This is a genomic window from Actinomyces qiguomingii (assembly GCF_004102025.1).
GTDB lineage: Bacteria > Actinomycetota > Actinomycetes > Actinomycetales > Actinomycetaceae > Actinomyces > Actinomyces qiguomingii.
This window is the reverse complement of the sequence record NZ_CP025228.1, coordinates 2,011,767-2,034,471: the sequence shown is the minus strand read 5'-3', so window position 1 is coordinate 2,034,471 and position 22,705 is coordinate 2,011,767. Positions and strand designations below refer to the sequence as shown.

Here is a 22,705-nt window from a genome sequence, read left to right as displayed (position 1 = left end):
GGGGTGGGCTTGGTGTGTTCCATCAGTCGTCGGCCATAAGTGGGATCAACTGCCGACGCAGTGCGGCCATGACAGGATCCGCCAGCTGGGACGCCTCATAGTGGATCCCGGTCTCGGCGGCTAGAGAGGTGACCCCGGCATCGGTGATTCCGCAGGGGATGATACGGTCCAGGTCGAAAGCGGCCAGATCCGGGTCCACGTTCAGGCCGATGCCGTGCATGGTTGTGCCCCGAGCCACCCGAACCCCCAGGGCGCAGACCTTGCGCTCCACCGCGTCGCGCCCATCGCGCCCGGGGGCGGGCGGGACCCAAACCCCCGAGCGTCCGTCTACACGCATGGTGTTCACGCCGAACTCGGTGCACACCTCCATAACCGCGGTCTCCAATGCGCGCACATAGGCGATCACATCTATCGGCGCGGCCAGGCGAATGATCGGGTAGACGGTCAACTGCCCCGGACCGTGCCAGGTGACCTTCCCGCCCCGGTCGACATCCACCACGGGCACATGCGCGGGACCCACCTGCGGGCCTGGTGGCCGTTCCCATGAGTGGGTGCGACGCCCCACCGTGTAGACGCTCTCATGCTCCAGCAGCAGTACCGTCGCCGGCCGGCGTCCGGAGGCTACCTCGGCATGCACGGTGCGCTGAAGCTCCCAGCCCTTTAAGAAGGGCACGAGCCGGGTTCCCAGATCGACGTCGATACGCTCCATGCGCCGCATCCCGCCAGCCTAGAGGAGTACGGGGGTATCCGGCTTCTCCGGCTCGAGGCGTTGGCGTCGGCTTCGGCTGATATAACCAACGGGTTCGGTCGGTGGAGCTGGGGGCTGGGGAAGTCTCCGGATTCGGGACGAACGGTGTTCCCGCACCCGATGCCGCGCGCCCCAGCCGCATGATTCTGACCAAACCAAAGGCGCGTGCCGGCGCTCACTACACCACCTCCACCGTTGACCGCCGGCACACCGGCACCCTAGGCAACCGCACTCGCTTGACCTAAACCACCACGCCCACAAGCCGGAAGAGCCGGTTATCCACAGGTAGGGCATTGCCTCTGGCGGCTCTGCGGCACAGCGGCGACCATTGTTGTCATGAGCATCAGACTGCGCCGGTCCCGCCATTCCCGGCGGGAGGACCCGGCTGAGGATCCGGACGCCCTCGCGCCCGAGCTGTGGGACGCGCTGATCGCCGCGGGGCTGGCGGTGGGCTCGCCCCTGGGAGCGGGTGCATCGCAGCACCCGGCGCCGCGGCGCGGGGTGGATGCGGCCGGACGTGACGTCGTCATCCACCTGCTCGATCTGCCCGAAGACGCCTCGGGCGCCCGAACGCTGCGGCGCCTGGACGAGCTACGTGCCCTGGCCCATCCCGGCCTGGCACCAGTGCGCGACGTCGTCTTTCTGCCTGGCGGCCGCGCCGCGGTCATCATCGATTTGATCATCGGCGCGGATCTGGCGGTGGTGCTGGGCGCGCGCGGTGGCCTGACTCGCGCCGAGGCCGCCCGGGTCTTGGACGACGTCGGCAGCGCCCTGGCGCACCTGCACGAGCACGGCATGGCTCACGGGGACGTCTCCCCGGCCAATATCATGGTCACCACCGAGGGGGCCCTGGTGCTGATAGACTTGTTCGGCGGCATCCTGGAATCCGGGACGGAGAGCTGCGCCGCTCCCGAGCGCCGAGGTGGCGGCCCGGCCACGCCCGCCTCCGACGTGTACGCGCTGGCGGCGCTGCTGCGTGAGTGTGCATCCGGCTCGGCGCTGCTGCGCGCACGGCTGGAGCGGATACTGCCCGATGCCCTCGACGCCGACCCGGGCCGTCGACCCAGCGCCCGGGCCCTGGCCGCACGCGCTCACGAACTGGCCAGCCCCGGTCGGATCCTTCTGCCCGACGGTGCCCGCCTGGCAGCCGGGGCGCTGCGCGCGGCGGCGGCCCGCCCCACCCGGGTGGTTCCCAGCCGTCGAGGACTGCGCCGCCGATCCGAGGATGCGGCAGTAGGCGGCGCGGCACGCGAGCGCGATCGGCGTTCCCGACCACGCCGGCGAGGCCGCGGCCGGGCGACCCGGCTCGCCATAAGCGCCGTTGCCCTGGTCGCCCTCACCGGCGCCGTGACTGGACTGGTCAGCACAGGGATGTTCACCCCAGGAGTGGTCACGCCAAGCGCCACTGCTGGCTCCGGTGCGGCCACGGAGGTCGGAGCGCAGGTGTCCGATGGTGCGCGTGAGTCCCTCGTGGATGTGGTGGTGAATCTGACGGGGCGACGTGATGCGGCGTTGAACGCAGGCGATGCTGAGGCCCTGGCGGAGACCACCGTGCCAGGGTCACCGGCCGCACAAGCGGATACGGAGGTGTTAGCCGCACTGACTGCTGCGGGCGAGAGCGTGGACGGCCTGGACACCTCAGTACTGGGCGTCGTCGAGGTCGGCGTGCCGGAGGACTGTGAGGCCTGGGCGGGCGCCAGGGCCGTAAAGATACGGCAGTCCCAGCCGCCGTCCACCCGCACCAGGGCCGATGGGACCGTGCGCACCGTGCCGGCGCTGAGCGCGCGTGAAGTGGTGCTGGTGCTGGTGCCTGGGCCATGGCGCGTGGCAGAGGTGCGGGAGGCCTAGACGATCCGATTGCTTCGGGACTGGCGCGGGCGGGGCTGAAAAGGATTGCTGTTGCGGGACTCTTGGGAGAGACGGGATGAATCGCCTCAGCCGTGATCGATTGAGGGGGTTGTGAACAGTGCATCGGTACGGCCCGGATCGGAGCCTCCTCGGAGACGTGGTATCCGGCGGGAAGTGTGATGTGTGCGACCGATTCGACAACCGTCGCGGGAGCCGATCGCTCGCGTCTGCAACTCGAGGGTGACCACTGACCTGAGGAGCGTTGTGGTAATCTCGTTTGAGTCACGGTTTGATGGTTGCTTGGCGCAGGGAGGAGGCTCATGATGGACGACGACGCTTGGCGCGCCGGGCACGGGGAGGATGAGACCGATCCCGCGGGCCTGTGGGATTTCACGCCGGTGCCCGAGCCGACCGATCCGGTGGAGCAGGATGCGTTTACTGATGAGGTGATCGACCGGGATCTGATTGATCCGGACACGGGGGCCGGTCTGGCGCCGATGGGTGTGGGGGTGCCGGTGCCGGAGGAGTATTTCGAGCGGTTCGCGGACATCCTGCCGCGTTCGGTTCTGCATGTTTGGCGGAGGTTTGGGTTTGAGGGCTTCGGTGATGGTCTGTTCTGGATCACCGACCCCATCGCGTGGGCGCCGGTGGTTCGCGAGTGGCTGGACCCCGTAAGGGACCGTCTGCCCTTCACCGACGCCTTCTACTGCCTGGCCCGCTCCGCCATGGGCAACCTATTCCTATGGGGGGAGAATACCGGTCACAGCGTCGAGATCGACCCCACCTATGGTGAGGTGATCATCGACCAACTCGCCATACAGTCCGCAAACGACCCGGAAGTACGCCAGCGACAAGGACGAACGGCTTTCTCTGGTGCTGCGGATCGTAGTGTTGAGGGTCCTGAGGATGTGTCTGAGCGGGCGTTGCCGCCGCAGGCGTTGGAGCGTTTGGGGCCGGTGGATGCCGGGCAGGTGTATGGGTTTGTGCTTCCTCCGGTCCTGGGTGGGCCGATCGGTGTGGACAACCTGCGCATCACCGACGCCCACACCTACCTGACCCTGCAGGCGCAACAGGGTGAGATCACCGTCAGTGATCCGGTGGGCGCCAACTGGGTCCAGGTCGCCGCCATCATCGGCGCCGACCCCAGCGTCCTGCCGAACCAGCAGCACCCGGAGCCGTGATAGTGGGACCGGACACCACGCTGTATGCGCCCATGCCACTGCCCGATGAGCATGGCTTCCGGCACGCCCTGGGCGCCGAGGACCACTCCGCGGTGGCCAAGCAGTACCCGCCCGCCCCAGCCCGCGACGACCGAACCATGGTGCGCACCGTCTACCACAACGGCCGCAAACGCCGGCTACAGGCCAAGGGAGCGGAGTTCGAGTTCCAACTCGACGGCCAATACCAGGTCCTGGCACAAATGCCCGCCAAGTACTACCTGGCCGCCCGCGACCTGTTTAGACAACAAGGCAGACAAGGCAACGAAGCCACACGACGCGCACGCGAACAACTCAGAAACAGACTTGCTGAGTACGGTAGGGACCGTCTTGACATGTCTAGTGCCGCGTCCCGCGCTTGGGCGCGTGAGGCTATGCGGCAGGTGGCGATCCTGCACAACCCCGACCAGGTCCTGGGCGGTGACCTGAGTCCCTCCCGGGACGCGGGCGGTATACCGATCCCTGGGGACAGGGGCGTTAACTCCTCGCTGGGGGCGCAGAACCTCAGTAATGCCGCAGTGATCGATGCTGCCGCCGAGCGGCAGGTCGCCGCCGGGAATGGCCACCTGCCGCTGAGCTTCCAGGTGGTGCTGACCAACCGGCGTCGTAACGTTGAGCGGTTGCGCGCCCGCCAGCCTCCCCCACCACTGCAACTCGCTCAACCGAGCACGCAGCACGATGAGCAGACGCCCACAAAGACACTCAGCAAAGCAGTGCTGGCAGCCCGCCCACCCCCGCAGGCCGACCGAAACCCCACCACCGCCGCCCGCATCCGCCAAACCCTGGGCATACACACCCCCACCTACACACCCCCACACCGAAACCGACCCGGTCCGTACACAACCCGCGACAACACCCCAGAAAGATAAACGGAACCAGCGGTCGGTGACAGCAATAGGAGGTCCGGCACACTTGTCACGAACACCGCCCCCATTCGCCGGCAGATCGTAGCGGGCGCGTGTCAGGACGCGGCCGCCACGGTCCTGGCGATGGAACCGAAGGTGGTCACCATGCCGATGCGCGTCAGCCTTCGCGTCGCCGGGTGCAGTAGACGCCCGGACAGGCGCCAGATGCGGTAGGCGCGGGTGAAGGTGAGGGCGCATCCACCCGGAGCGGGGTTGAGGTCGAAGCGATCGTAGGCGAAGGTCTGGCCACGGTTCGGCCCGTCCAGCAGCGTTTTGACCCAGATGACCGAATCCGGCGTCGACTCGATCCGTCTCCACTGCAGCGTCATATGGCGACCGGTACGAGATTCGTGGCGGGAGATGATCCCTTCTGGGCACGTCCGGCGCATCTCCTCCGCGAGAACGGCCCAGGCGGGCAGCAGCGACGGGTCGGCCAGAACCTTACACACCTGGGCGGGCGAGGCGGAGATAAACCGGCGCAGGCACAGGGCGGCGGCCGGCTCCTGCGGCAGCAGGTCGGGATCGACCGCAGCGCCGCCGGGGGAGTCGGGACGGCGCCCCTCGCGGGCGGCAAGATCGGCGCGCAGGGCGTCCGGATCCACGCCAAGTCGGCCGAGTATGCGCATCGGCACGTCGGACCCGAGTAGTGCCCGTAGCGTGGACAGCGAGGTGTTGAAGGAGGCCGAGGTGTTGAAGGAGGCCCGCCTGTCGGTGGCGAACTGTTCTGCCCTGGCGGACATGGGGACCGCATCGCGTTCCGCCAGGACCTGCGCCTCCAGGGGCGATACCGGCGTGACGGCAGGCATGGCGGACGTATCGATGCCGACTGCCGCCAGATCCTCTTCGGACAATTCCTGCATAGCCCTTCGGGCACCGGCCAGGGTGACTCCGTGTGCGCCCAGCAGCGCCGCCGCCGCACCGCCCTCGGCGAGCAGGCCCAGCAGCAGATGGTCAAGGTCCACCTCGGGATGACGCAGGCGGCAGGCCTCGTGCCAGGAGCAGGAGAGCCAGGCGATCATGTGTGTGGTCCAACTCATGGTTATCGAGTGCTCCTTCGTGCGGGTGCCAGTCCTGGTGCGACCCGTTTGGCGTACTTCTTGTGGACGGCCTGGCGGGTGACGCCCAGATGGGTCGCAATCTCCGCCCATCCCATGCCGTCGCGTAGCGCGGCCTCCACCTGGGCGAGTTCCAGGGTCTCGGTCAGTCGTCGAAGCGCCGCCACGGCGCGCAGTCCGGCGACCGGATGGGTGGTGTCGGCGGCCGCGGAAGCGACTTGGTCGGGCGGACGTGCGGGTGTTGAAGCCATGTAAGCAACCTACGTTGACAAGTGCGCATTGTCAACCGAGGTTGCGTAAGTGTGTATCCGCCATGGCCGAGTCACGCGAGCAGGACCGACGGACCCGCATTACACATGGAAGGGGCCCGCACCTGACCGAGGTGCGGGCCCCATGCGGCTTTGCTGTCGGGCGGGCCGGTTGCTGCGGGCAGACCTACAGGCCCAGCTCGCCGGCGAAGTCACCGTCCTCCAGGCGCTTCTTGACGGTCATGAGGTACCGCGAGGCGTCCGCACCGTCAACGAGGCGGTGATCGTAGGACAGCGACAGGTAGCACACCGAACGCACGGCGATCACCTCGTTGCCGTCCGAATCCTTGACCACCCGCGGCTGCCTGGTTATCGCCCCGAGGCCCAGGATGGCGACTTCCGGCTGATTGATAATCGGGGTGTCGAATAAGGCCCCGCCGGAGCCGGTGTTGGTGATGGTGAAGGTGGCGCCGGACAATTCGCCGGCCTCGACCTTGTTGTCCCGGGTGCGTGCCGCCAGGTCGTTGATGCGCTTGGCCAGGCCGGGGATATTCAGATCGCCGGCGTTCTTGACCACCGGCACGTACAGGCCTCGCGGCGTGTCCACGGCGATGCCAATGTGCTCCACATCGTGGTAGGTGACCTGCTCCTGACTGATCGACGCATTGATCTTGGGATGCGCCTTCAGCGCTTCGGTGGCTGCCGCCACGAAGAAGGGAAGATAGGTCAGCTTGGTGCCGTTCTTGGCCAAGAAGTCGTCCTTGACCCGTGCTCGCAGTGCGGCGATGCGGGTGACGTCGACTTCCACGACGGTTGTCAGCTGTGCGGAGTTTTGCAGCGAGGACATCATGCGGTCCGCGATGAGCCGACGCAGGCGCGGCATCTTCTCTGTACGCCCGCGCAGCTTGGTGTCCACCGGCGCCGGGGCCTTGGCGGGCGCCGGCGCGGACTGCGCAACCGGAGCGGCGACAGCCGCCTGGGGTGCCTGAGAGTCGGCGAAAGGTGCGGGTGCGGCCGGCGCGGCTTGTGCCGCAGCCGCTGCCTCCACATCCTGTTTGCGGATGCGACCGCCTACGCCGGTGCCGGTGACCGTCGCCAGGTCCACGCCCCGCTCACGTGCCAGCTTGCGCACGATCGGCGTGACGTAGGCGGAGGACGGCGGACCGCCCACGGCGGGCGCCGATGCCTCAGAGGGCTCGGACGTAGTCGCCACGGTAGGGGCGGCGGGCGGCTCAGGAGGAGCGGATTGCTGCGTCGGTGTCGTGGGCGCCGAGCCTGGCACATTACCCGCTTCGGCGGGGTCGCCAACTATGGCCAGGACGGTACCGACCTCGACGGTCTCATCCTCGGCCACCCGGATCTCCAACAGTGTGCCCGCCACGGGGGAGGGCACTTCGGTATCGACCTTGTCGGTGGCCACCTCGAGCAGCGGTTCACCGACTTCGACGGTGTCACCGACGGACTTCAGCCAGGAGGAGACCGTCCCCTCGGTGACCGACTCGCCCAGTACGGGCATCTTCACTGACTCGGACATGATCGACTCTCCGTCTCTTCTTGTTGGTTGAGGTGGTTGAATGGTTCAGTTCGGCCGGAGCCGATATCGGTCAGCCGTGGTTGTGTAGCGGTTTACCGGCCAACACCATGGCTGCCTCGCCGATGGTCTCGTTCTGGGTGGGGTGGGCGTGCACAAGGGCGGCGACGTCGTCGGCGTCGGCCTCCCAGGACACGATCAACTGGCCCTCGCCGACCTGCTCACCCATTCGGGCGCCGATCGCGTGAAAACCTAGGATGGGACCGTTCTTCAGTGAAACCAGTTTGACAAAGCCCTGCGTGCCCAAGATCTGAGACTTGGCATTGCCGGCCACGTTGAACTGGCTGGTAACGATCTTGTCCGCACCATGGATCTCGGCGGCGCGTGCCTCAGACAGTCCCACGGAGGCGATCTCGGGCTCGCAGAAGGTCACCTTGGGGACCTTGACGTCATCAACCGGCTCGGGATTGAGACCCGCAATCCGTTCGGCGACGGCGATGCCCTGGGCGAAGCCGCGGTGGGCCAGCTGTACGCCGGGCACGATGTCGCCGACCGCCCACACCCCGGGTACGTTCGTGCGCCCATGGGGGTCGGTAAGGACGAAGCCCCGGTCCATGGCAACACCCGCCTCCTCATAACCCAGGTTCGCCGTTGCCGGGCCCCGGCCGACGGCGATGAGCAGGACTTCGGCGTCAATGGCTGCACCATCGGCGGTGCGCACCTGTACGCCGGAGGCGGTACGGTCCACCGACTCGAAGCGGGTACCCACGCGGAAGTCGATTCGACGCTTGCGGAAGGCGCGTTCGAGCTGCTTGGAGATCGCCTCGTCCTCATTCGGCACCAGGTGCTCCAGCGCCTCAATGATCGTGACCTGCGAGCCCATAGACGCCCAGGCGGAGGCGAACTCCACCCCGATCACTCCACCGCCTAGGATCACCGCCGAGGCGGGAACATGATCGAGCTCGAGGGCCTGGTCACTGGTGATAACCGGGCCGGAGATCTCCTGGCCCATGGTCTTGGGGTAGGAGCCGGAGGCGAGGACGACGTTTCTTCCCCGGTAGCTCCGGCCCGCAACCTCCACCGTGTTCGCCGATGCCAGGCGGCCCCATCCGCTCACCAGGTCGATGCCCCGGGAGGACACCAGCCCCTGCAGACCCTTGTACATGCGGGTGACAATGCTGTTCTTGTACTCCTGGACGGCGGGCATGTCGATGCCCTCGAAGGCGGCCCGCACGCCGACGGCGGCGGCCTGGCGAATCGTCTCGGCGGTCTCGGCCGAGTGCAGGATCGCCTTGGTAGGAACGCAGCCGCGGTGCAGGCAGGTGCCGCCCACCTTGTCTGCCTCAATCAGGGCCACGTTCAAGCCGAGTTGGGCACCGCGCAGAGCTGCAGCGTAACCGCCCGAGCCACCGCCCAGCACGACCATGTCGTATTCGCGCGTCCGGTCATGCGGGGGGTTGGTCCCATCTATTGCACTGGCATCGGTCATATGAGTACTCCTAGTCGGTGGCACAGCCGGCTCGATCGGCACGGTCGGCGCAGAGCATCGGCACCCGGCAGCGGGTGCCGACCCGCCAGCGGGGACCTGAGTCCCAGACAGCCTACGGCATGACTCACCCGGTAGCCCACCGGAGGAGGGTGTGTTTCACCGTTCAGTCGGCGGCCGCCTCCGCAGCCGCGCGCTGCTCCAGGAAGGCCAGTAGGGTGGACACTCCGAAGCCTGTGCCGCCTTGGGGGGTCAGTCCCCAGGGTGCCTTGTCGTTGTAAGCCGGCCCTGCGATGTCCAGATGCGCCCAGGGCGTGTCTCCGACGAATTCGCGCAGGAACAGACCGGCCACCAGCATGCCCCCGGCCCGGTTGCCTACGGGCGCGTTGCGCAGATCGGCGAAGGGGGAATCCAGATTGGCCCGCAGGTGCGCCGGCAACGGCATGGGCCAGAAGTCCTCGCCGGCACCTTCGGCCGCGGCCAGGACATCGGCGCGCATGGATTCACTTCCCATCACGGCTCCGACCCGCTCACCCAGCGCCACGATCTGGGCTCCGGTCAGGGTGGCGACGTCCATCACGGCGTCAGGGGATTGTGCCACCGCGGCCGCCAACGCGTCGGCCATCACCAGCCGACCCTCGGCGTCGGTGTTGGTGATCTCCACGGTGGTGCCATCGAAGGTGGCGACCACATCGCCGGGCCGCTGCGCCTTCCCGCCGGGAAGGTTCTCCGCCAGGGCCAGCCAGGCCGTGACCCGCACCGGCAGCCCCAGGCGGGCGGCCGCCAGGGTGGCTGTCAGCACGACGGCTGCGCCGGCCATATCTGACTTCATGGCGGGCATGGACGCCGGCGGCTTGAGGGAAATGCCGCCGGAGTCGAAGGTGATGCCCTTGCCGACCAACGCCACATGTGCTGCACGACCGCCTCTGGTCCTGGGAGACCATTCCAGGCGGACCAGCCGGGGCGGATGCACCGAGCCCTGTCCGACGCCGACGATACCGCCAAAGCCTTCGGTGGCCAGACGCTCGTCGTCGTACACCTCGACCTTTAAACGCCCGTCCTTCCGGGCGCGGTCGGCGTCCTCGGCGGCCCGGCGGGCGCGGTCGGCGAAGGCGGCGGGGGTCAACTTCGCGGGCGGGTCATTGACCAGGTCGCGGGCCATGGCGACGGCCTGGGCAAGAACGCGGGCGCGCGCGAGTATAGGCGCTGTGGCATCGACCCGGTTACGGTGCAGCAGGGTGCGCGGCGCCGGACTCAAAGGAGTCAACACGGTAATCCGGGCCAGGGGAGAGGTGGATTCGGGCACCCTCCCGGACCACGTGTAGGCGCCCTCCAGCGCGCCCTCGGCCACCGCGGCTAGGTCATCGGGGTTGTCAGCGGGCAGGGCGAACACGGCGTGGTCGGTTCCGGCCAGCTCACGGGCGGCGCGTCCGGCTGCCCGACGCAGCGCGGCGGTGTCATCGGCCTCGCCGGTGCCCACGACCAGCACCTGCGGGGCCAGTTTGCTCTGCCGGTGGCCTCCCAGGGCCGCGGTCGGCACCCGCACCACCGTGTCCAGGGCGCCTTTGAAACCGAGGGTGGGCAACAGGGCCGTAAGCGCGTCCAATTCCGGTTCTGCGCCGACCCGAGCCGACTCGGTCAGCAGTACGGGACCCCCGTTGGCGAGGCGTGCGGCCAGCACCAGCACGTCGCCGCCCGCATCGGCGGCCGACGAACTGGATGTCGTAATCTCACTGATCTGACTCATGCGGGAATGGTAACGTCACAGCCGGCGCCGTCCGCTGGGGCGGCGCCGGGCGGCGCCGTCCCGAGCGATGGCCTTGCCCCACCCGAATAAGTGCAGCACGAGGTCAGCTACCGTATGGATGATTCTTCACAGGCGCGGTCACTGAATGACACACGTCGTCCGGCGCATGGCTGGGGGCGGGCCCTGGTAGGCGTTTTCGCGGTTTTCGGCCTGGTGATACTCGTGCCCGCCTTCATCGACCTGGCGCGTTCGGGCACGGGGACCCGTACACCGGCCGCACTCAGCATGCTGTGCGGGCTGGGTTACCTGCTGCTGTCGGTGGCCGTGGCCCACAACGGTCGGCGGATGCGCCGGGTCGGCTGGGCCTGCCTGGCGCTGGAACTAACGGGCCTGCTCGCCGTCAACGGGGCCGGCCTGGGCGGTTCAAGCTGGTCGGAATGGGGGCGGTCACTGTGGTACCTGCCCGTGCTCCTGCCGCTGATCGCGGCAGTTCAACTGTGGCTGGCAGATCCGCGTCGAATTGTCACCAACGCCGAGCGGATCACCGACATCTCCGACACGATCCAGGAGACGGTCCATCGCGACCGCAGATGACCGGACGGGACCAGGGCACACGCCTCAGACCCATGCAGATCCATTCAGACCCATGCCTGGGAGCCAGGGCGCGGGAGGGGAGGGCGGCCGAGCTCCGGCGCGCCCGCCGGCCCACCGTCAACTCGTCAACGGTTAAGGTTGTCGACCCGCAGGGCGATGCGTTCGGTCGCCGGTGAGTCCAGCCCCCAGACCTGGGCATAGAAGCTCAACTCGGCCTGGTAGGCACGGTGTACGTTGGCGGCCAGGCTGAAACCATGCCCCTCGCCTTGGAAGAGTTCGAATGCCACCGGCAGCCCCTTGGCCTTCACCGCCTCGTACATGGCGGTGGCCTGGGCCGCCGGAATGATCGGATCCGCGCTTCCCTGCAACAGCAGCAGAGGGGCGTGGATATCATCGATATGACTCAGAGGCGAGCGCTGCGTGAACACCGGGTCGTTCAGGTCCTCGGAGCCGACCAGTCGCTGAATGTAATGGGACTCGAACTTGTGGGTGGTGCGGGCCAGCTGGGCGAGGTCGGCCACCCCGTACAACGAGGTTCCGGCGCTGAACACGTCGGAGCGGACCAGGGCCGCCAGCGCGGTAAAACCTCCGGCGGAGGCGCCGCGCACCGCGATGCGGGCGGGATCCACCCGGCCGGAGGCGGCCAGGAACTGGGCGCCGCAAACCACGTCGTCGACGTCGTATACGCCCCACTTGCCGTTGAGCAGGCTGCGATAGTCCGAGCCGTAGCCGGTGGAACCGCGGTAGTTCACGGCCAGGTAGGCGAATCCGCGACTGGTCCAGAACTGGATGCGCAGATCGTAGCCGGGCCGATCCATCGCCGTGGGGCCGCCATGGACCCCCACAATCAGCGGCGGCAACTCGTCCTGGGGCCCCACATAGGTCGCAGAGGCGGGCGGATAGAAGAAGCCGTGCGCGGTCGCGGAATCGGTGGTGGTCCAGGAGACAGGCTCGGCGAAGGAGATGCCGGCGTCATGGGCGCTGAAGTCGCCCGCGCCGCGCAGCACTTCTACGCCGCCGCCGGCACGCACCTCCACAATGCTGGGCAACTCGGTCTCACTGCCCGCCAGCATCACTACGCGTCCGGAGGCGGAGGCGACATTGCCCAGGGGCTGCCAGCCCACGTTCCACTCCTCCAACTCGCCGTTGGACAGCTTGACGGTGCCCAAGTGCCATACGCCCTTGCGCGCCCAGGAGGCGATCAGATGCTCCCCGTCGAGCACGTCGAAGTGGTGGGGTCCCAGGACCCAGGCGGGAGAGGTGAAGGTGGCGTCCACTGGATGCAGCGGGCGCGTGCGCAATGACTCGGTCCAGCCCTCCCGGTTGGTGCCGCGGCGGGGAATCCCTCGGTGCGGTACAGGTTCCAGAACCCGGAAGCGTTGGACACGTGCACGAGTTCGCACTCCTCGGTCCAGCGCGGCTCGGAGACCGAGTAGCCGCTTCCTCCGTCGACCACTGTCTGGGTGCCGATGGTGCCGTCAGGACGCAGATCGCCCACGTGCAGGCGGGCGTTGTCCCACGGCATATCCGGGTGGTTCCACGTTATCCAAGCCAGATGTTCGCCATCGGGGGAGAGCGTGGGGGAGACCACGAAATCGGTTCCGGAGACGACGGTGGTCACGGCCGCGTCGTCACGCGCCCCCGAGCCGTCCAGGGGGATGGCCACCAGGGTGTTGACCGGTTCGCCAGCACCCCGATGATCCTCGCGCACCGCGTAGACCAGACCGCGCGCCGTGTCGATTTCCAGATCGCCGTGGCGCACGTCCCCGTAGATGGTCAGCGGTACCAGGCCACGCAGTCGATGGGCGACGTCGTAGCGGTACAGGCGTCCGTCCCCGGCGTGAGACACGACAATAATGCCCGAATCAACGGCGTAGGCGCGTCCGCCGTACTCGTAGACGCGGGTGCGGGTGTCAACCAGCTCGTCGGAGGGGGTCAGCGGCAGCACCTCCCCGACCTGCCCGTCGCCATCGCGGCGCAGCAGGACTTGCCTGCCGGCCTGAGAGGCGCGCTGCTCCACCCAGTAGGTGTCCCCGCCGTCTACGCGCACCTGAGACAGTGACAGGGTGCGGGTGGTGATCGTGCCGGGGGTTATCGGCGAGGGCCAGGTCCCGTACGGCGCTGTCGTGCTCATCGTTCCTCCTCAAGGCGGTGCGATCACTGCGGTCCGTCGTGCGGGCGGTCCGTGTGGTCTGGGGCCAACCCTACGTGTTCACAATGCCTGCGGGCCCGCTTGTCCGCACCCACAGTTCGCGGGTCGTGGCGGCGTGGGCCGGGCCGGTGCGCCTATGCTGAGGATCCGTGGCGGGCGCCTACGTGCGCTCGGTGGGAACCGGGCCGGTATCCGGGCCATAAATCGAGGAGAGGAACTGCGCCGATGAGCGAAGACACTGCCATGCTCGGCGCGGGTGGCGCACAACCGCTGGGGGACGCGGCGGCGCCGGCCGGCGCTCGCGCAGGCGGACCACTGCCCTCCACCCCGCTGTTGTCCCGCATCGGCCGTCCGGCCGACCTGCGTCGCCTGACCAGTGAGCAGATCGAGATGCTGGCGGCCGAAATCCGCCGGTATTTGGTGGCCACGGTGGCACGCACCGGCGGACACCTCGGGCCTAACCTTGGGGTGGTCGAACTGACTCTCGCCCTGCACCGCACCTTCCATTCCCCGCGCGACACAATAGTCTTCGACACTGGGCACCAGGCCTATGTCCACAAGTTGCTCACCGGTCGCCAGGACTTCAGTCGGCTGCGTGAGCGCGGCGGCGTGTCGGGCTACCCCTCCCGGCAGGAATCCATTCACGACGTCGTCGAGAACTCCCACGCTTCCACCGCCCTTTCCTGGGCGGACGGTATTGCCCGTGCCAATCAGCTGCAGGGGCGCGGAAGGCGGCACATCGTCGCCGTGATCGGCGACGGTGCCCTGACCGGTGGCATGGCCTGGGAGGCACTTAACAATATTGCGGACTCCGCCGACAAGCACTTGGTGATCGTTGTCAACGACAACGGCCGCTCCTATGCGCCGACGATTGGCGGCCTGGCACACCACCTGGACGCGCTGCGAACCAATCCCGGCTATGAGCGCATACTTTCCGGCGTCAAGCACGCCCTGCTGTCCCAGGGTGCGCCCGGACGCGCCGCCTTCGACGCCCTGCACGGCCTGAAACAGGGCCTGAAGGACATCCTGGTGCCTTCGGCGTTCTTCGAGGACCTGGGCATCAAGTACACCGGCCCCGTGGACGGGCACGATGAGACCGCCCTGGAGTTCGCCCTGACTCGCGCCCGGGAGTACACCGAGCCGGTGATTGTCCATGTGATCACCGACAAGGGCCGCGGCTACACCCCCGCCGAGGAGGACGCGGCGGACCGTTTCCACGCAGTAGGCCGCATTCATCCGGAGACGGGTCTGCCCGTGGTGCCCTCCCGGTTCGGCTGGACTGCCGTCGTGGCGCAGGAGCTGGTGGAGCTGGCGCGCGCCGATGAGCGGATTGTGGGTATAACCGCCGCGATGCAGCAGCCGGTGGGGCTGCAGCCGCTGGCGGACGCCCTGCCGCAGCGGGTCATCGACGTGGGCATCGCCGAGCAGCACGCGCTGACCAGCGCTGCGGGCATGGCCTTCGCCGGCATGCATCCGGTGGTTGCGCTTTACGCCACCTTTCTCAATCGGGCCTTCGACCAGGTACTGATGGATGTGGGCCTGCACCGGGCCGGTGTGACGATCCTGCTGGACCGGGCGGGCATCACCGGCACCGATGGAGCCAGCCACAACGGCATGTGGGATATGGCCCTGCTGGCGCACGTTCCCGGCCTGCACCTGGCGGCGCCGCGCGACGAGGCCACCCTGCGCGAGGCCTTGAAGGCGGCGATGGGGGTCGACGACGCCCCCACAGTGGTGCGCTACCCCAAGGGCTCCCTACCCGCGCCCTTGCCCGCCGTGCGTACCGTGGGGGAGTCCGACGGGCTGTTCGGGCCGGTGGACGTGCTGGTGGAGCCGACCGTTCCCGACGGGCCGGCGCAGGCGCTGCTGGTCGGTGTCGGTGCTATGGCGGGCGTGACCGTCCAGGCGGGGCGGCGCCTGAACGCCGCCGGGCTGGCCGTGCGAGTGGTCTGTCCCCGCTGGCCTGTTCCCGTCCCGCCGGCGCTGGTAGATATGGCGCTCAATTCTCCCGGGGTGCTTGTGGTCGAGGACGGGCTGGTCGAGGGCGGCGTCGGCTCCCAACTTCGCGATGCGGTTGAGGATGCGGCGCTGGCCCGGGGCGACGGGCAGGTGCCGCGGGTGGCGCGGCTGGGGGTTCCGCGCCGCTTCCTGCCCACCGCCGAGCGCGGTGAACTGCTGACCGAGTTCGGGATGGATGTGGATGGGATCTGCGCCCTGGCGGGTCGTCTCACAGGCGACGGGCGGGCCGGGGCCAGCGTCAACTCTCCCTACCCGGCCTAGGACGCCGGTCCCATGCCGGTGTTGCGCTCAGGTGCGCGAGTCACCCGCTGTGAGGGCGGCCGTAGCGGTGTGGCGGCGGACTCACTCCAGGCTGCCACTTGGGACGAATGTCCTAGGGTGGCGACAGCTTGAGGGTGCCTGTGAGTGATCCCACCGGGCTGCTCGGGACACGCATGGTGCAGTGCGGGACGTCTGGCCTAGTCTTGGGTCAACGGCGCAACGATGTACCGCCACGCCTCACAAGGGCGCACCAAGCCAATAGGAGGGCACGGATGACAACCGAGGTCACAGCACCAGCCACTGCGGAGGAGACCGCCGCTCGTGAGGCGTGGGAGGGTTTCGCCACGGGCCCATGGACCGAGGACATCGACGTTCGCGACTTCATCCAGCGCAACTACACGCCCTACACGGGCGACGCATCCTTCCTCGCCGGCGCCACCGACAAGACCCTGCGCCTGTGGGACACCCTGGAGAAGGACTACCTGTCCGAGGAGCGCAAGGTGCGCATCCTGGACGTCGACACGCACACGCCGTCGGATATTGACGCATTCCCCGCCGGTTACATCAGCGAGGACGACGACGTCATCGTTGGACTGCAGACCGACTCGCCGCTCAAGCGGGCCATGATGCCCAACGGTGGCTGGCGCATGGTTGAGCAGGCGATCAAGGAGGCCGGCAAGGAGGTCGACCCCGAGGTCAAGAAGATCTTCACCCGCTACCGCAAGACCCACAACGACGCCGTCTTCGACATTTACACCCCCCGCATCCGTGCGGCGCGCTCCAGCCACATCATCACCGGCCTGCCGGACGCCTACGGGCGCGGGCGGATCATCGGAGACTACCGGCGCGTGGCCCTTTACGGCGTCGACCGCCTGATCGAGCTCAAGCAGAAGGCCAAGGACGCCGTCACCGGCAAGCCCTTCTCCGAGCATTGGGCCCGATACCGCGAGGAGCACTCCGAGCAGATCAAGGCTCTGAAGAAGCTCAAGAACATGGCCACCACCTACGGCTTCGACATCTCCGGCCCCGCTAAGAACGCCCATGAGGCCGTGCAGTGGACCTACTTCGCCTACCTGGCCTCCGTGAAGTCACAGGACGGCGCCGCCATGAGCATCGGTCGCCTGTCCGCCTTCCTGGACATTTACTTCGAACGTGACCTGAAGGCCGGCATCATTGACGAGTCCCGCGCCCAGGAACTGATCGACAACATCGTCATGAAGCTGCGTATCACCCGCTTCCTGCGCACCACCGACTACGATCAGATCTTCTCCGGTGACCCCTACTGGGCCACCTGGTCCGACGCCGGTTTCGGTGAGGACGGCCGCCCGCTGGTCACCAAGACCTCCTTCCGACTGCTGCAGACCCTACGCAACCTCGGTCCCGCCCCCGAGCCGAACATCACCATCTTCTGGAATGAGGAACTGCCCCAAGGGTACAAGGATTTCTGTGCCCTAATCTCCATCACCACCTCCGCCATCCAGTATGAGGCCGACGAGCAGATCCGCGAGCACTGGGGCGACGACGCAGCCATCGCCTGCTGTGTGTCCCCGATGCGGGTGGGCAAGCAGATGCAGTTCTTCGGTGCCCGCGTCAACTCCGCGAAGGCATTGCTGTACGCCATTAACGGCGGCCGCGATGAGATGACCGGGAAGCAGATTGTTACCGGACTGCCGGGCATTGAGGGTGACGGCCCGCTGGACTTCGACGAGGTCTGGGACAAGTACGAGAAGATGCTCGACTGGGTGGTCGGCACCTACGTCGAGGCCCTCAACATCATCCACTACTGCCACGACCGCTACGCGTATGAGTCCATCGAGATGGCGCTGCACGATTCAGAGATCGTGCGCACCATGGGTTGCGGAATCGCGGGACTGTCGATCGTCGCGGACTCCCTGAGCGCCATCAAATACGCCAAGGTCACCCCGGTGCGTGATGAGACGGGCCTCGTGATCGACTACGTCACCGAGGGGGACTTCCCGATCTACGGCAATGACGACGACCGCGCCGACGAGATCGCCGCCACGGTGGTTCACACGATCATGGCCAAGATCAAGGAGCAGCCCTTCTACCGCGATGCCATCCCGACCCAGTCGGTGCTGACGATCACCTCCAATGTGGTGTACGGCAAGGCCACGGGCTCCTTCCCCTCAGGGCACAAGAAGGGCACCCCCTTCTCCCCGGGCGCCAACCCGGAGAACGGTATGGACACGCACGGCATGGTCGCCTCGATGCTCAGTGTCGGCAAGCTCGACTACAACGACGCCCTGGACGGCATCTCCCTGACCAACACCATCACTCCCCAGGGCCTGGGCCGCACGCTTGACGAGCGCGTGGCCAACCTGGTGGGCATCCTCGACGCCGGATTCGTCCCCGACGACTGCGCCGAGGTCTGAGCCCGCCGCCCAAGTGGGCGATGGCCGCCAGACCATCCGAATACACATTTCTCACCTCACTCAGAAAGGGGCCTGCCATGGCCACATACGAAGAGCGCCTGGAGTCCATGAAGGCTCAGCGCAATGACAACGGCGGCGTTAAGGGCCTGTACCACGCCAACATCAACGTGCTGGACCGTTCCACCCTTGAGGACGCCATGGAGCACCCGGAGAACTACCCGAACCTGACGGTGCGCGTGTCCGGCTATGCCGTCAACTTCGTCAAGCTGACGCGTGAACAGCAGCTCGACGTGCTCAACCGTACGTTCCACGCCGGCGCCTGAACCGCACGGGTGAGGTACTCAGATGACTGAGACCATCACCCCGGAGCAGGCCAGCGGCCGGGACCAGGACTTTCTGGCCCCGGCCGCTCGTCTGCGCGGGGCGGGAATCGGCGGGCTCGAGGAGCTGACCGACCTGGAGCGGTCAGAGCGCCTGGCACGTATGCGCGAAGGATCACTGGGATCCATCCATTCCTGGGAGCTCGTCACCGCGGTTGACGGACCGGGCACGCGGATGACGGTCTTCCTCAACGGCTGCCCACTGCGCTGCCTGTACTGCCATAACCCGGACACCTTCCTGATGCGGGACGGCGAACCTGTGGAGGCGGATGAAATCCTGCGGCGCATCAGGCGCTATCGCAAGGTTTTCAAGGCTACCGGGGGAGGCCTCACCCTGTCCGGAGGTGAGGTGCTCATGCAGCCGGCCTTCGCCGCGCGCATCCTTGCCGGCGCCAAGGCCATGGGTGTACACACCTGCATTGACACCTCCGGTTACCTCGGGATGCACGCTCCGGAGGAGATGCTCGACAATATCGATCTGGTCCTGTTGGACGTCAAAAGCGGCGATGAGGATACCTACAAGAAAGTCACCGGCCGCGAACTCGCGCCGACGCTCGAATTCGGTGACCGGCTGGCCGCCAAGGGCATTGAGACCTGGGTGCGTTTCGTGCTGGTGCCGGGGCTGACTGACGATCCCCAGAACGTGGAGAACGTTGCCCGTATCGTGGAGCGCTGGCGGCCCGTGGTCTCCCGTGTGGAGGTGCTGCCCTTCCATCAGATGGGAACTGACAAGTGGGAAGCTCTGAACCTGGAGTACAAGTTGCGTGACACCCGGCCGCCGGAGCCGGAACTGGTGGAGTCCACCCGGGAGATCTTCCGCGCTCACGGATTCACCGTGCACTGAGCATTCATGGCCTCATGCATGTCCTGCGCATGCAGGCGCCAGTGGGAATCAGGAAAGGGCCGCCGACAGGGGCGCGGCGATCTGCTCGACCTGCCAGGGGCGGGCCTCCAAGTCCTTCAAGCGCTCCGACACCGCTGCCACCGATGACTCGACGTGCCGGCCGGCCGCCTCGGCCTCGCCGAACTCCCAGGCCAGGTGGCGCTGCGCATCGGTGCCCAGCAGCAACTCGTGAGGAATACTCAACTGCTCCGCGCGCTCACGCACCGTGCCACGCACCCGCTCCAGGGCTGCGGCCGACTCGGGATGATGCCGGCTCCAGGAACGCGGCTGCGGCAATTCACCAGGGGCGAGAGGGGCATGTACAGGGGGCAACTGGTTGTCGGGCAGGGCCAGGGCCCGTTCCACCGCCTGCCACCACCGTTCCTGATGCTGGCGCGCAGCCCGTGATGAGAACTCGCGCAAAGCTACAAGACGGCGCTGAGACGTAGGGCGCACAACCGCCGCGGCGACCAGGGCGCGATGTGGCAACACCTTCGAAGGTGTCACATCCAGCTGCTGGGCGAGTTCCTCACGGGCGGCCCACAGCTCACGCAGTACGGCGGCGGAGCGAGGCGAGCGCAGCGCGGTGCCGGACCGGGGTATGCGCCGCCAGGGATCGGGCCGGGACGGCCGTTCGGGGCGGTTGAGCACATAGGCGAATTCCTGGGCCGCCCACTCGGCTCTGCCGGCCGAGCGCAGTTCCTGGTCAAGGGCATCGCGCAGAGGCAGGAGCAGCTCGACATCCAGCGCCGCATACACCAGCCACGACTCCGGGAGCGGGCGAGTAGACCAGTCCGCGGCGGCATGGTCCTTGGCCAGGCGCAGTCCCAGGGTCTGCTCAATCACGGCGCCGAGCCCAACGTGCTTGCGGCCCAGTAGCCGAGCGGCAAGTTCGGTATCGAACATTTCGCGGGCGCAAAGACCCAGGGCCTTCAGACAGGGAAGATCCTGATCGGCGGCATGCAACACCCATTCGGGGCCGTCCAGGGCGGTCGCCAGGGCGGACAGCTCGCCCGCCCCCCGAGGGTCCACCAGCACTGTTCCGGCGCCCTCCCGGCGCAACTGCACCAGGTAGGCGTCCTGCCCGTAGCGGAATCCGGAGGCGCGTTCTGCGTCAACGGCGATCGGTCCGACACCCGATTCCAGGGCCGCTGCCGCTCGAGCCAACGCCGCCGGCGTGTCGGTCACTGGCGGTAGACCCTCGGCTGGATGGGGATAGGCGATCACCTCGTGTGCGGGCACCGGGGACTGGGTCGTGCCCGGGACGGCGGCGGGACGGGGCGTCGGTGCGCCGTTCACCGGGCCGCACCAGCCAGTGCTAGAGGGACGGCGCTTTCCGGCTCATGCCCTGCGGTTAGGTGCATCAGCTCGTACCAGGCCCTGAGGTGAGGGCCGAGATCGGGCGTGGTCGGGCTCCAGGAGGAGCGGATTTCCACGTGTGCGCAGGCATCGGTGAGCTCCAGGCCTCCGAAGGTATCGGAGAGCACCCGCGTGACGGTGCCGACCAGCGCGTGTCGCCCCGCACCGCAGTGGTCTAGCGCGTCGGTTAGCCAGGACCAGGCCGCGCGGCCCAGCAGCGGGTCGGCGCCGATCTCCTCATCAACGCGTGAGCGCACCATGACCACCAGTCGGAAGTCGCCATCCCAGGCCGGTTGGGTGTCCGGGTCGTGCAATACCACGAAACGGCCCGAGGAAACAGGAGTGCCCGCGTGCGTCTCGACGGTCTGTGCGGTCAGCGCTGCAGCATAGGGCGCCAACCGCGCCGGTGCGGGCACTTCCTTTAGGATCAGGCCACGGGGTCGGGACGTGGCGCGCAGCGATTCCAAGGCGGTGCGGAAACGCTCCGGCGTCACAGATGCGGCCGGCTCTTCGGTCGAGGCGCGGGGGATATCAGCCACAGTGCCAGGCTACCGGCGTGTGAGTGTTCGCCGTGTTGCCACGCCGGGCCGCTTTCCCGCATCGGACACGTCTCACCGGAGCAAGGACGCCGCGACTACTACTCCTGGTCTATCGTGAGATAGGCCAGGCGGGCTCCGCTCGCGGCGGCTACGACATCAGCAACTGAGACAGGACAGGAACGCACTCCATGACCTCGCCCGAGAACGCCACTCCTCTCGTATCCCGCGGCTCCATGAGGCGCATTGACTGGGAGACCTTCCGTAGCATCGCGGCCGACGCGGATACCACTTTGCCGATCGAGCAGACGGCGGCCTGGGACTCCTTCGACGCCGCGATGGAGGGACGCGAGCCGTGGGGGCGCGTGGTGTACGAGGCCGGCGGCAGTCCGCGAGCCCTGATCGCCCTGACACGCATGAGTGTGCGCGGCTTCCCCTACCTGTGGGCCAGGCATGCGCCGGTGTGGCTCGGCGAAGCTCCTACCGCCGCCGAAGAGGCCGAGCTGCGGGAACTGCTCATCCGGGGCGTGCGCTTCCACGAGCCAGGTGTCGTCTTCCTGCGCCTGCACTTCAGCCACCCGGCTCCCGAGCTGCGCGAGCTGTTGCAGACCATGGCCTATGACCGCACCGTGATTCTGAACGTGGACCACGAAGACGATGAGGCCTTCCTCGCCTCCTTCAAGCCGCGTGGGCGGCGCGATGTGCGCAAGGCCCTGCGCAACACCGAACTGACCTATCACGACGAGACCGACCGTGCCGAGGAGGTATTCGGGGAGCTGTATGAGATCCTCACCGAAACTGGGGAGCGGGATGGTTTCCACGCGGCCCCGGAGCAGACCTACAGGACCATGCTGCGCACCCTGGGCCCCGAGCACTGTCGACTGTATGTGGCCCGCCGCAGCAGCGGTCAGGCCCTGGCGTGGAGCATCGACACCGTATGGGGGGATAGCGCCGCACGCTACTATGCCGCCTCCACTGCGGAGGGTCGTCGGGGTCGGGCTGCCGACGCCCTGCTTTACAAGGAGGGCTGCTGGCTGCGTGAGCGCGGCGTACGCACCTGGGACCTGATGGGCGCCGGATCGGAACGGACCCCTGAGTTGGACGGCGTCGGTTCGTTCAAGGCGAAGTTCACCCCTGAGGGCGCGGTGGACATCGCCGGCCCCTGGGATGTGCCGGTGCGGCCGCGCGTTTATGACACCCTGGTACGCGCCCTCGAACTCAAGCACCGTGTGGAGACCGGTGCCATCTGTCTGCGCGAGCGTCTGGGAACACTACGATCCAGCCAAGACGGCGACGACGCCAACCAGTCCATGGGACAGTAGTGCACGGGCGGGTCGGGCGGT

At 67.5% G+C, this 22,705-nt stretch carries 17 protein-coding genes and 1 pseudogene; 9 read left to right on the top strand and 9 right to left on the bottom strand.

Going from position 1 to position 22,705, the window contains the following annotated elements; all coding sequences use genetic code 11:
* Window positions 1-22: 22 nt before the first annotated feature.
* Window positions 23-709: a lipoyl(octanoyl) transferase LipB gene (gene lipB, locus CWT10_RS08335; RefSeq protein WP_103062838.1), complete on the bottom strand. Its 687-nt coding sequence runs from the start codon at window positions 707-709 to the stop codon at window positions 23-25.
* A 375-nt stretch (window positions 710-1,084) separates the two neighbouring features.
* Between lipB and CWT10_RS08330 the strand changes: the two genes are divergently transcribed.
* The 3 genes from CWT10_RS08330 to CWT10_RS08320 all read left to right on the top strand — a co-directional run bounded on the left by CWT10_RS08330 (window position 1,085) and on the right by CWT10_RS08320 (window position 4,682).
* Complete coding sequence (locus tag CWT10_RS08330) at window positions 1,085-2,596, top strand: serine/threonine-protein kinase (RefSeq protein WP_103062796.1); 1,512 nt, start codon at window positions 1,085-1,087, stop codon at window positions 2,594-2,596.
* A gap of 320 nt (window positions 2,597-2,916) precedes the next feature.
* Window positions 2,917-3,777, top strand: a complete 861-nt coding sequence (locus CWT10_RS08325) for a GAD-like domain-containing protein (RefSeq protein ID WP_103062797.1) — start codon at window positions 2,917-2,919, stop codon at window positions 3,775-3,777.
* Window positions 3,778-3,779: 2 nt separating this feature from the next.
* Window positions 3,780-4,682 (top strand): polymorphic toxin type 15 domain-containing protein, encoded by a 903-nt coding sequence (locus CWT10_RS08320; RefSeq protein WP_103062798.1) that lies wholly within the window; start codon window positions 3,780-3,782, stop codon window positions 4,680-4,682.
* A 92-nt stretch (window positions 4,683-4,774) separates the two neighbouring features.
* On the opposite strand, the gene CWT10_RS08315 is transcribed toward CWT10_RS08320, so the two are convergent.
* The 5 genes from CWT10_RS08315 to CWT10_RS08295 form a co-directional block, all read right to left on the bottom strand.
* On the bottom strand, window positions 4,775-5,755 hold the full coding sequence (locus CWT10_RS08315; RefSeq protein ID WP_158247624.1) for a Clp protease N-terminal domain-containing protein: 981 nt from the start codon (window positions 5,753-5,755) through the stop codon (window positions 4,775-4,777).
* Window positions 5,756-5,757: 2 nt separating this feature from the next.
* Window positions 5,758-6,024, bottom strand: coding sequence for a hypothetical protein (locus tag CWT10_RS08310; RefSeq protein WP_103062800.1), 267 nt, complete (start codon window positions 6,022-6,024; stop codon window positions 5,758-5,760).
* Window positions 6,025-6,208: 184 nt separating this feature from the next.
* Window positions 6,209-7,555, bottom strand: coding sequence for a 2-oxoglutarate dehydrogenase, E2 component, dihydrolipoamide succinyltransferase (sucB, locus tag CWT10_RS08305; protein ID WP_103062801.1), 1,347 nt, complete (start codon window positions 7,553-7,555; stop codon window positions 6,209-6,211).
* A gap of 70 nt (window positions 7,556-7,625) precedes the next feature.
* On the bottom strand, window positions 7,626-9,041 hold the full coding sequence (gene lpdA / locus CWT10_RS08300; RefSeq protein ID WP_103062802.1) for a dihydrolipoyl dehydrogenase: 1,416 nt from the start codon (window positions 9,039-9,041) through the stop codon (window positions 7,626-7,628).
* A gap of 163 nt (window positions 9,042-9,204) precedes the next feature.
* Window positions 9,205-10,785 (bottom strand): leucyl aminopeptidase, encoded by a 1,581-nt coding sequence (locus tag CWT10_RS08295; RefSeq protein WP_103062803.1) that lies wholly within the window; start codon window positions 10,783-10,785, stop codon window positions 9,205-9,207.
* Between the two features lie 114 nt (window positions 10,786-10,899).
* On the opposite strand from CWT10_RS08295, the gene CWT10_RS08290 reads away from it, so the two are divergent.
* The gene (locus CWT10_RS08290) at window positions 10,900-11,379 is read left to right on the top strand and encodes a hypothetical protein (protein ID WP_103062804.1); all 480 of its coding nucleotides are present in this window, start codon (window positions 10,900-10,902) and stop codon (window positions 11,377-11,379) included.
* Between the two features lie 125 nt (window positions 11,380-11,504).
* Here CWT10_RS08290 and CWT10_RS08285 read toward each other — a convergent pair.
* Window positions 11,505-13,513, bottom strand: a pseudogene (locus CWT10_RS08285) (alpha/beta hydrolase family protein).
* A gap of 261 nt (window positions 13,514-13,774) precedes the next feature.
* Here CWT10_RS08285 and dxs point away from each other — a divergent pair.
* The 4 genes from dxs (at window position 13,775) to pflA (ending at window position 19,428) form a co-directional block, all read left to right on the top strand.
* Entirely contained in the window at window positions 13,775-15,811 is a 2,037-nt protein-coding gene (gene dxs / locus CWT10_RS08280; RefSeq protein WP_103062839.1) for a 1-deoxy-D-xylulose-5-phosphate synthase, read from the top strand.
* Window positions 15,812-16,083: 272 nt separating this feature from the next.
* Entirely contained in the window at window positions 16,084-18,204 is a 2,121-nt protein-coding gene (locus CWT10_RS08275; RefSeq protein ID WP_103062806.1) for a pyruvate formate lyase family protein, read from the top strand.
* Between the two features lie 77 nt (window positions 18,205-18,281).
* Window positions 18,282-18,527: an autonomous glycyl radical cofactor GrcA2 gene (grcA2, locus tag CWT10_RS08270; RefSeq protein WP_103062807.1), complete on the top strand. Its 246-nt coding sequence runs from the start codon at window positions 18,282-18,284 to the stop codon at window positions 18,525-18,527.
* Window positions 18,528-18,549: 22 nt separating this feature from the next.
* Window positions 18,550-19,428 carry a pyruvate formate-lyase-activating protein gene (pflA, locus tag CWT10_RS08265; RefSeq protein ID WP_103062808.1) on the top strand — a complete coding sequence of 293 codons (879 nt, stop codon included), beginning with the start codon at window positions 18,550-18,552 and terminating at the stop codon, window positions 19,426-19,428.
* 48 nt (window positions 19,429-19,476) lie between these two features.
* On the opposite strand, the gene CWT10_RS08260 is transcribed toward pflA, so the two are convergent.
* Together CWT10_RS08260 and CWT10_RS08255 are read right to left on the bottom strand one after the other, a co-directional pair.
* Entirely contained in the window at window positions 19,477-20,766 is a 1,290-nt protein-coding gene (locus CWT10_RS08260) for an HRDC domain-containing protein (RefSeq protein WP_233188102.1), read from the bottom strand.
* On the bottom strand, window positions 20,763-21,365 hold the full coding sequence (locus CWT10_RS08255) for a DUF3000 domain-containing protein (RefSeq protein ID WP_103062809.1): 603 nt from the start codon (window positions 21,363-21,365) through the stop codon (window positions 20,763-20,765). The genes CWT10_RS08260 and CWT10_RS08255 overlap by 4 nt, the downstream gene beginning before the upstream one ends.
* A 188-nt stretch (window positions 21,366-21,553) precedes the next feature.
* On the opposite strand from CWT10_RS08255, the gene CWT10_RS08250 reads away from it, so the two are divergent.
* Entirely contained in the window at window positions 21,554-22,684 is a 1,131-nt protein-coding gene (locus CWT10_RS08250; RefSeq protein WP_103062810.1) for a lipid II:glycine glycyltransferase FemX, read from the top strand.
* Window positions 22,685-22,705: the final 21 nt, after the last annotated feature.

Coding starts and splice junctions, on each gene's coding strand:
- lipB (WP_103062838.1), bottom strand. CDS start 709: ATGGAGCGTATCGACGTCGATCTGGGAACCCGGCTCGTGCCCTTCTTA.
- CWT10_RS08330 (WP_103062796.1), top strand. CDS start 1,085: ATGAGCATCAGACTGCGCCGGTCCCGCCATTCCCGGCGGGAGGACCCG.
- CWT10_RS08325 (WP_103062797.1), top strand. CDS start 2,917: ATGATGGACGACGACGCTTGGCGCGCCGGGCACGGGGAGGATGAGACC.
- CWT10_RS08315 (WP_158247624.1), bottom strand. CDS start 5,755: ATGAGTTGGACCACACACATGATCGCCTGGCTCTCCTGCTCCTGGCAC.
- CWT10_RS08310 (WP_103062800.1), bottom strand. CDS start 6,024: ATGGCTTCAACACCCGCACGTCCGCCCGACCAAGTCGCTTCCGCGGCC.
- sucB (WP_103062801.1), bottom strand. CDS start 7,555: ATGTCCGAGTCAGTGAAGATGCCCGTACTGGGCGAGTCGGTCACCGAG.
- lpdA (WP_103062802.1), bottom strand. CDS start 9,041: ATGACCGATGCCAGTGCAATAGATGGGACCAACCCCCCGCATGACCGG.
- CWT10_RS08295 (WP_103062803.1), bottom strand. CDS start 10,785: ATGAGTCAGATCAGTGAGATTACGACATCCAGTTCGTCGGCCGCCGAT.
- CWT10_RS08290 (WP_103062804.1), top strand. CDS start 10,900: ATGGATGATTCTTCACAGGCGCGGTCACTGAATGACACACGTCGTCCG.
- dxs (WP_103062839.1), top strand. CDS start 13,775: ATGCTCGGCGCGGGTGGCGCACAACCGCTGGGGGACGCGGCGGCGCCG.
- CWT10_RS08275 (WP_103062806.1), top strand. CDS start 16,084: ATGACAACCGAGGTCACAGCACCAGCCACTGCGGAGGAGACCGCCGCT.
- grcA2 (WP_103062807.1), top strand. CDS start 18,282: ATGGCCACATACGAAGAGCGCCTGGAGTCCATGAAGGCTCAGCGCAAT.
- pflA (WP_103062808.1), top strand. CDS start 18,550: ATGACTGAGACCATCACCCCGGAGCAGGCCAGCGGCCGGGACCAGGAC.
- CWT10_RS08250 (WP_103062810.1), top strand. CDS start 21,554: ATGACCTCGCCCGAGAACGCCACTCCTCTCGTATCCCGCGGCTCCATG.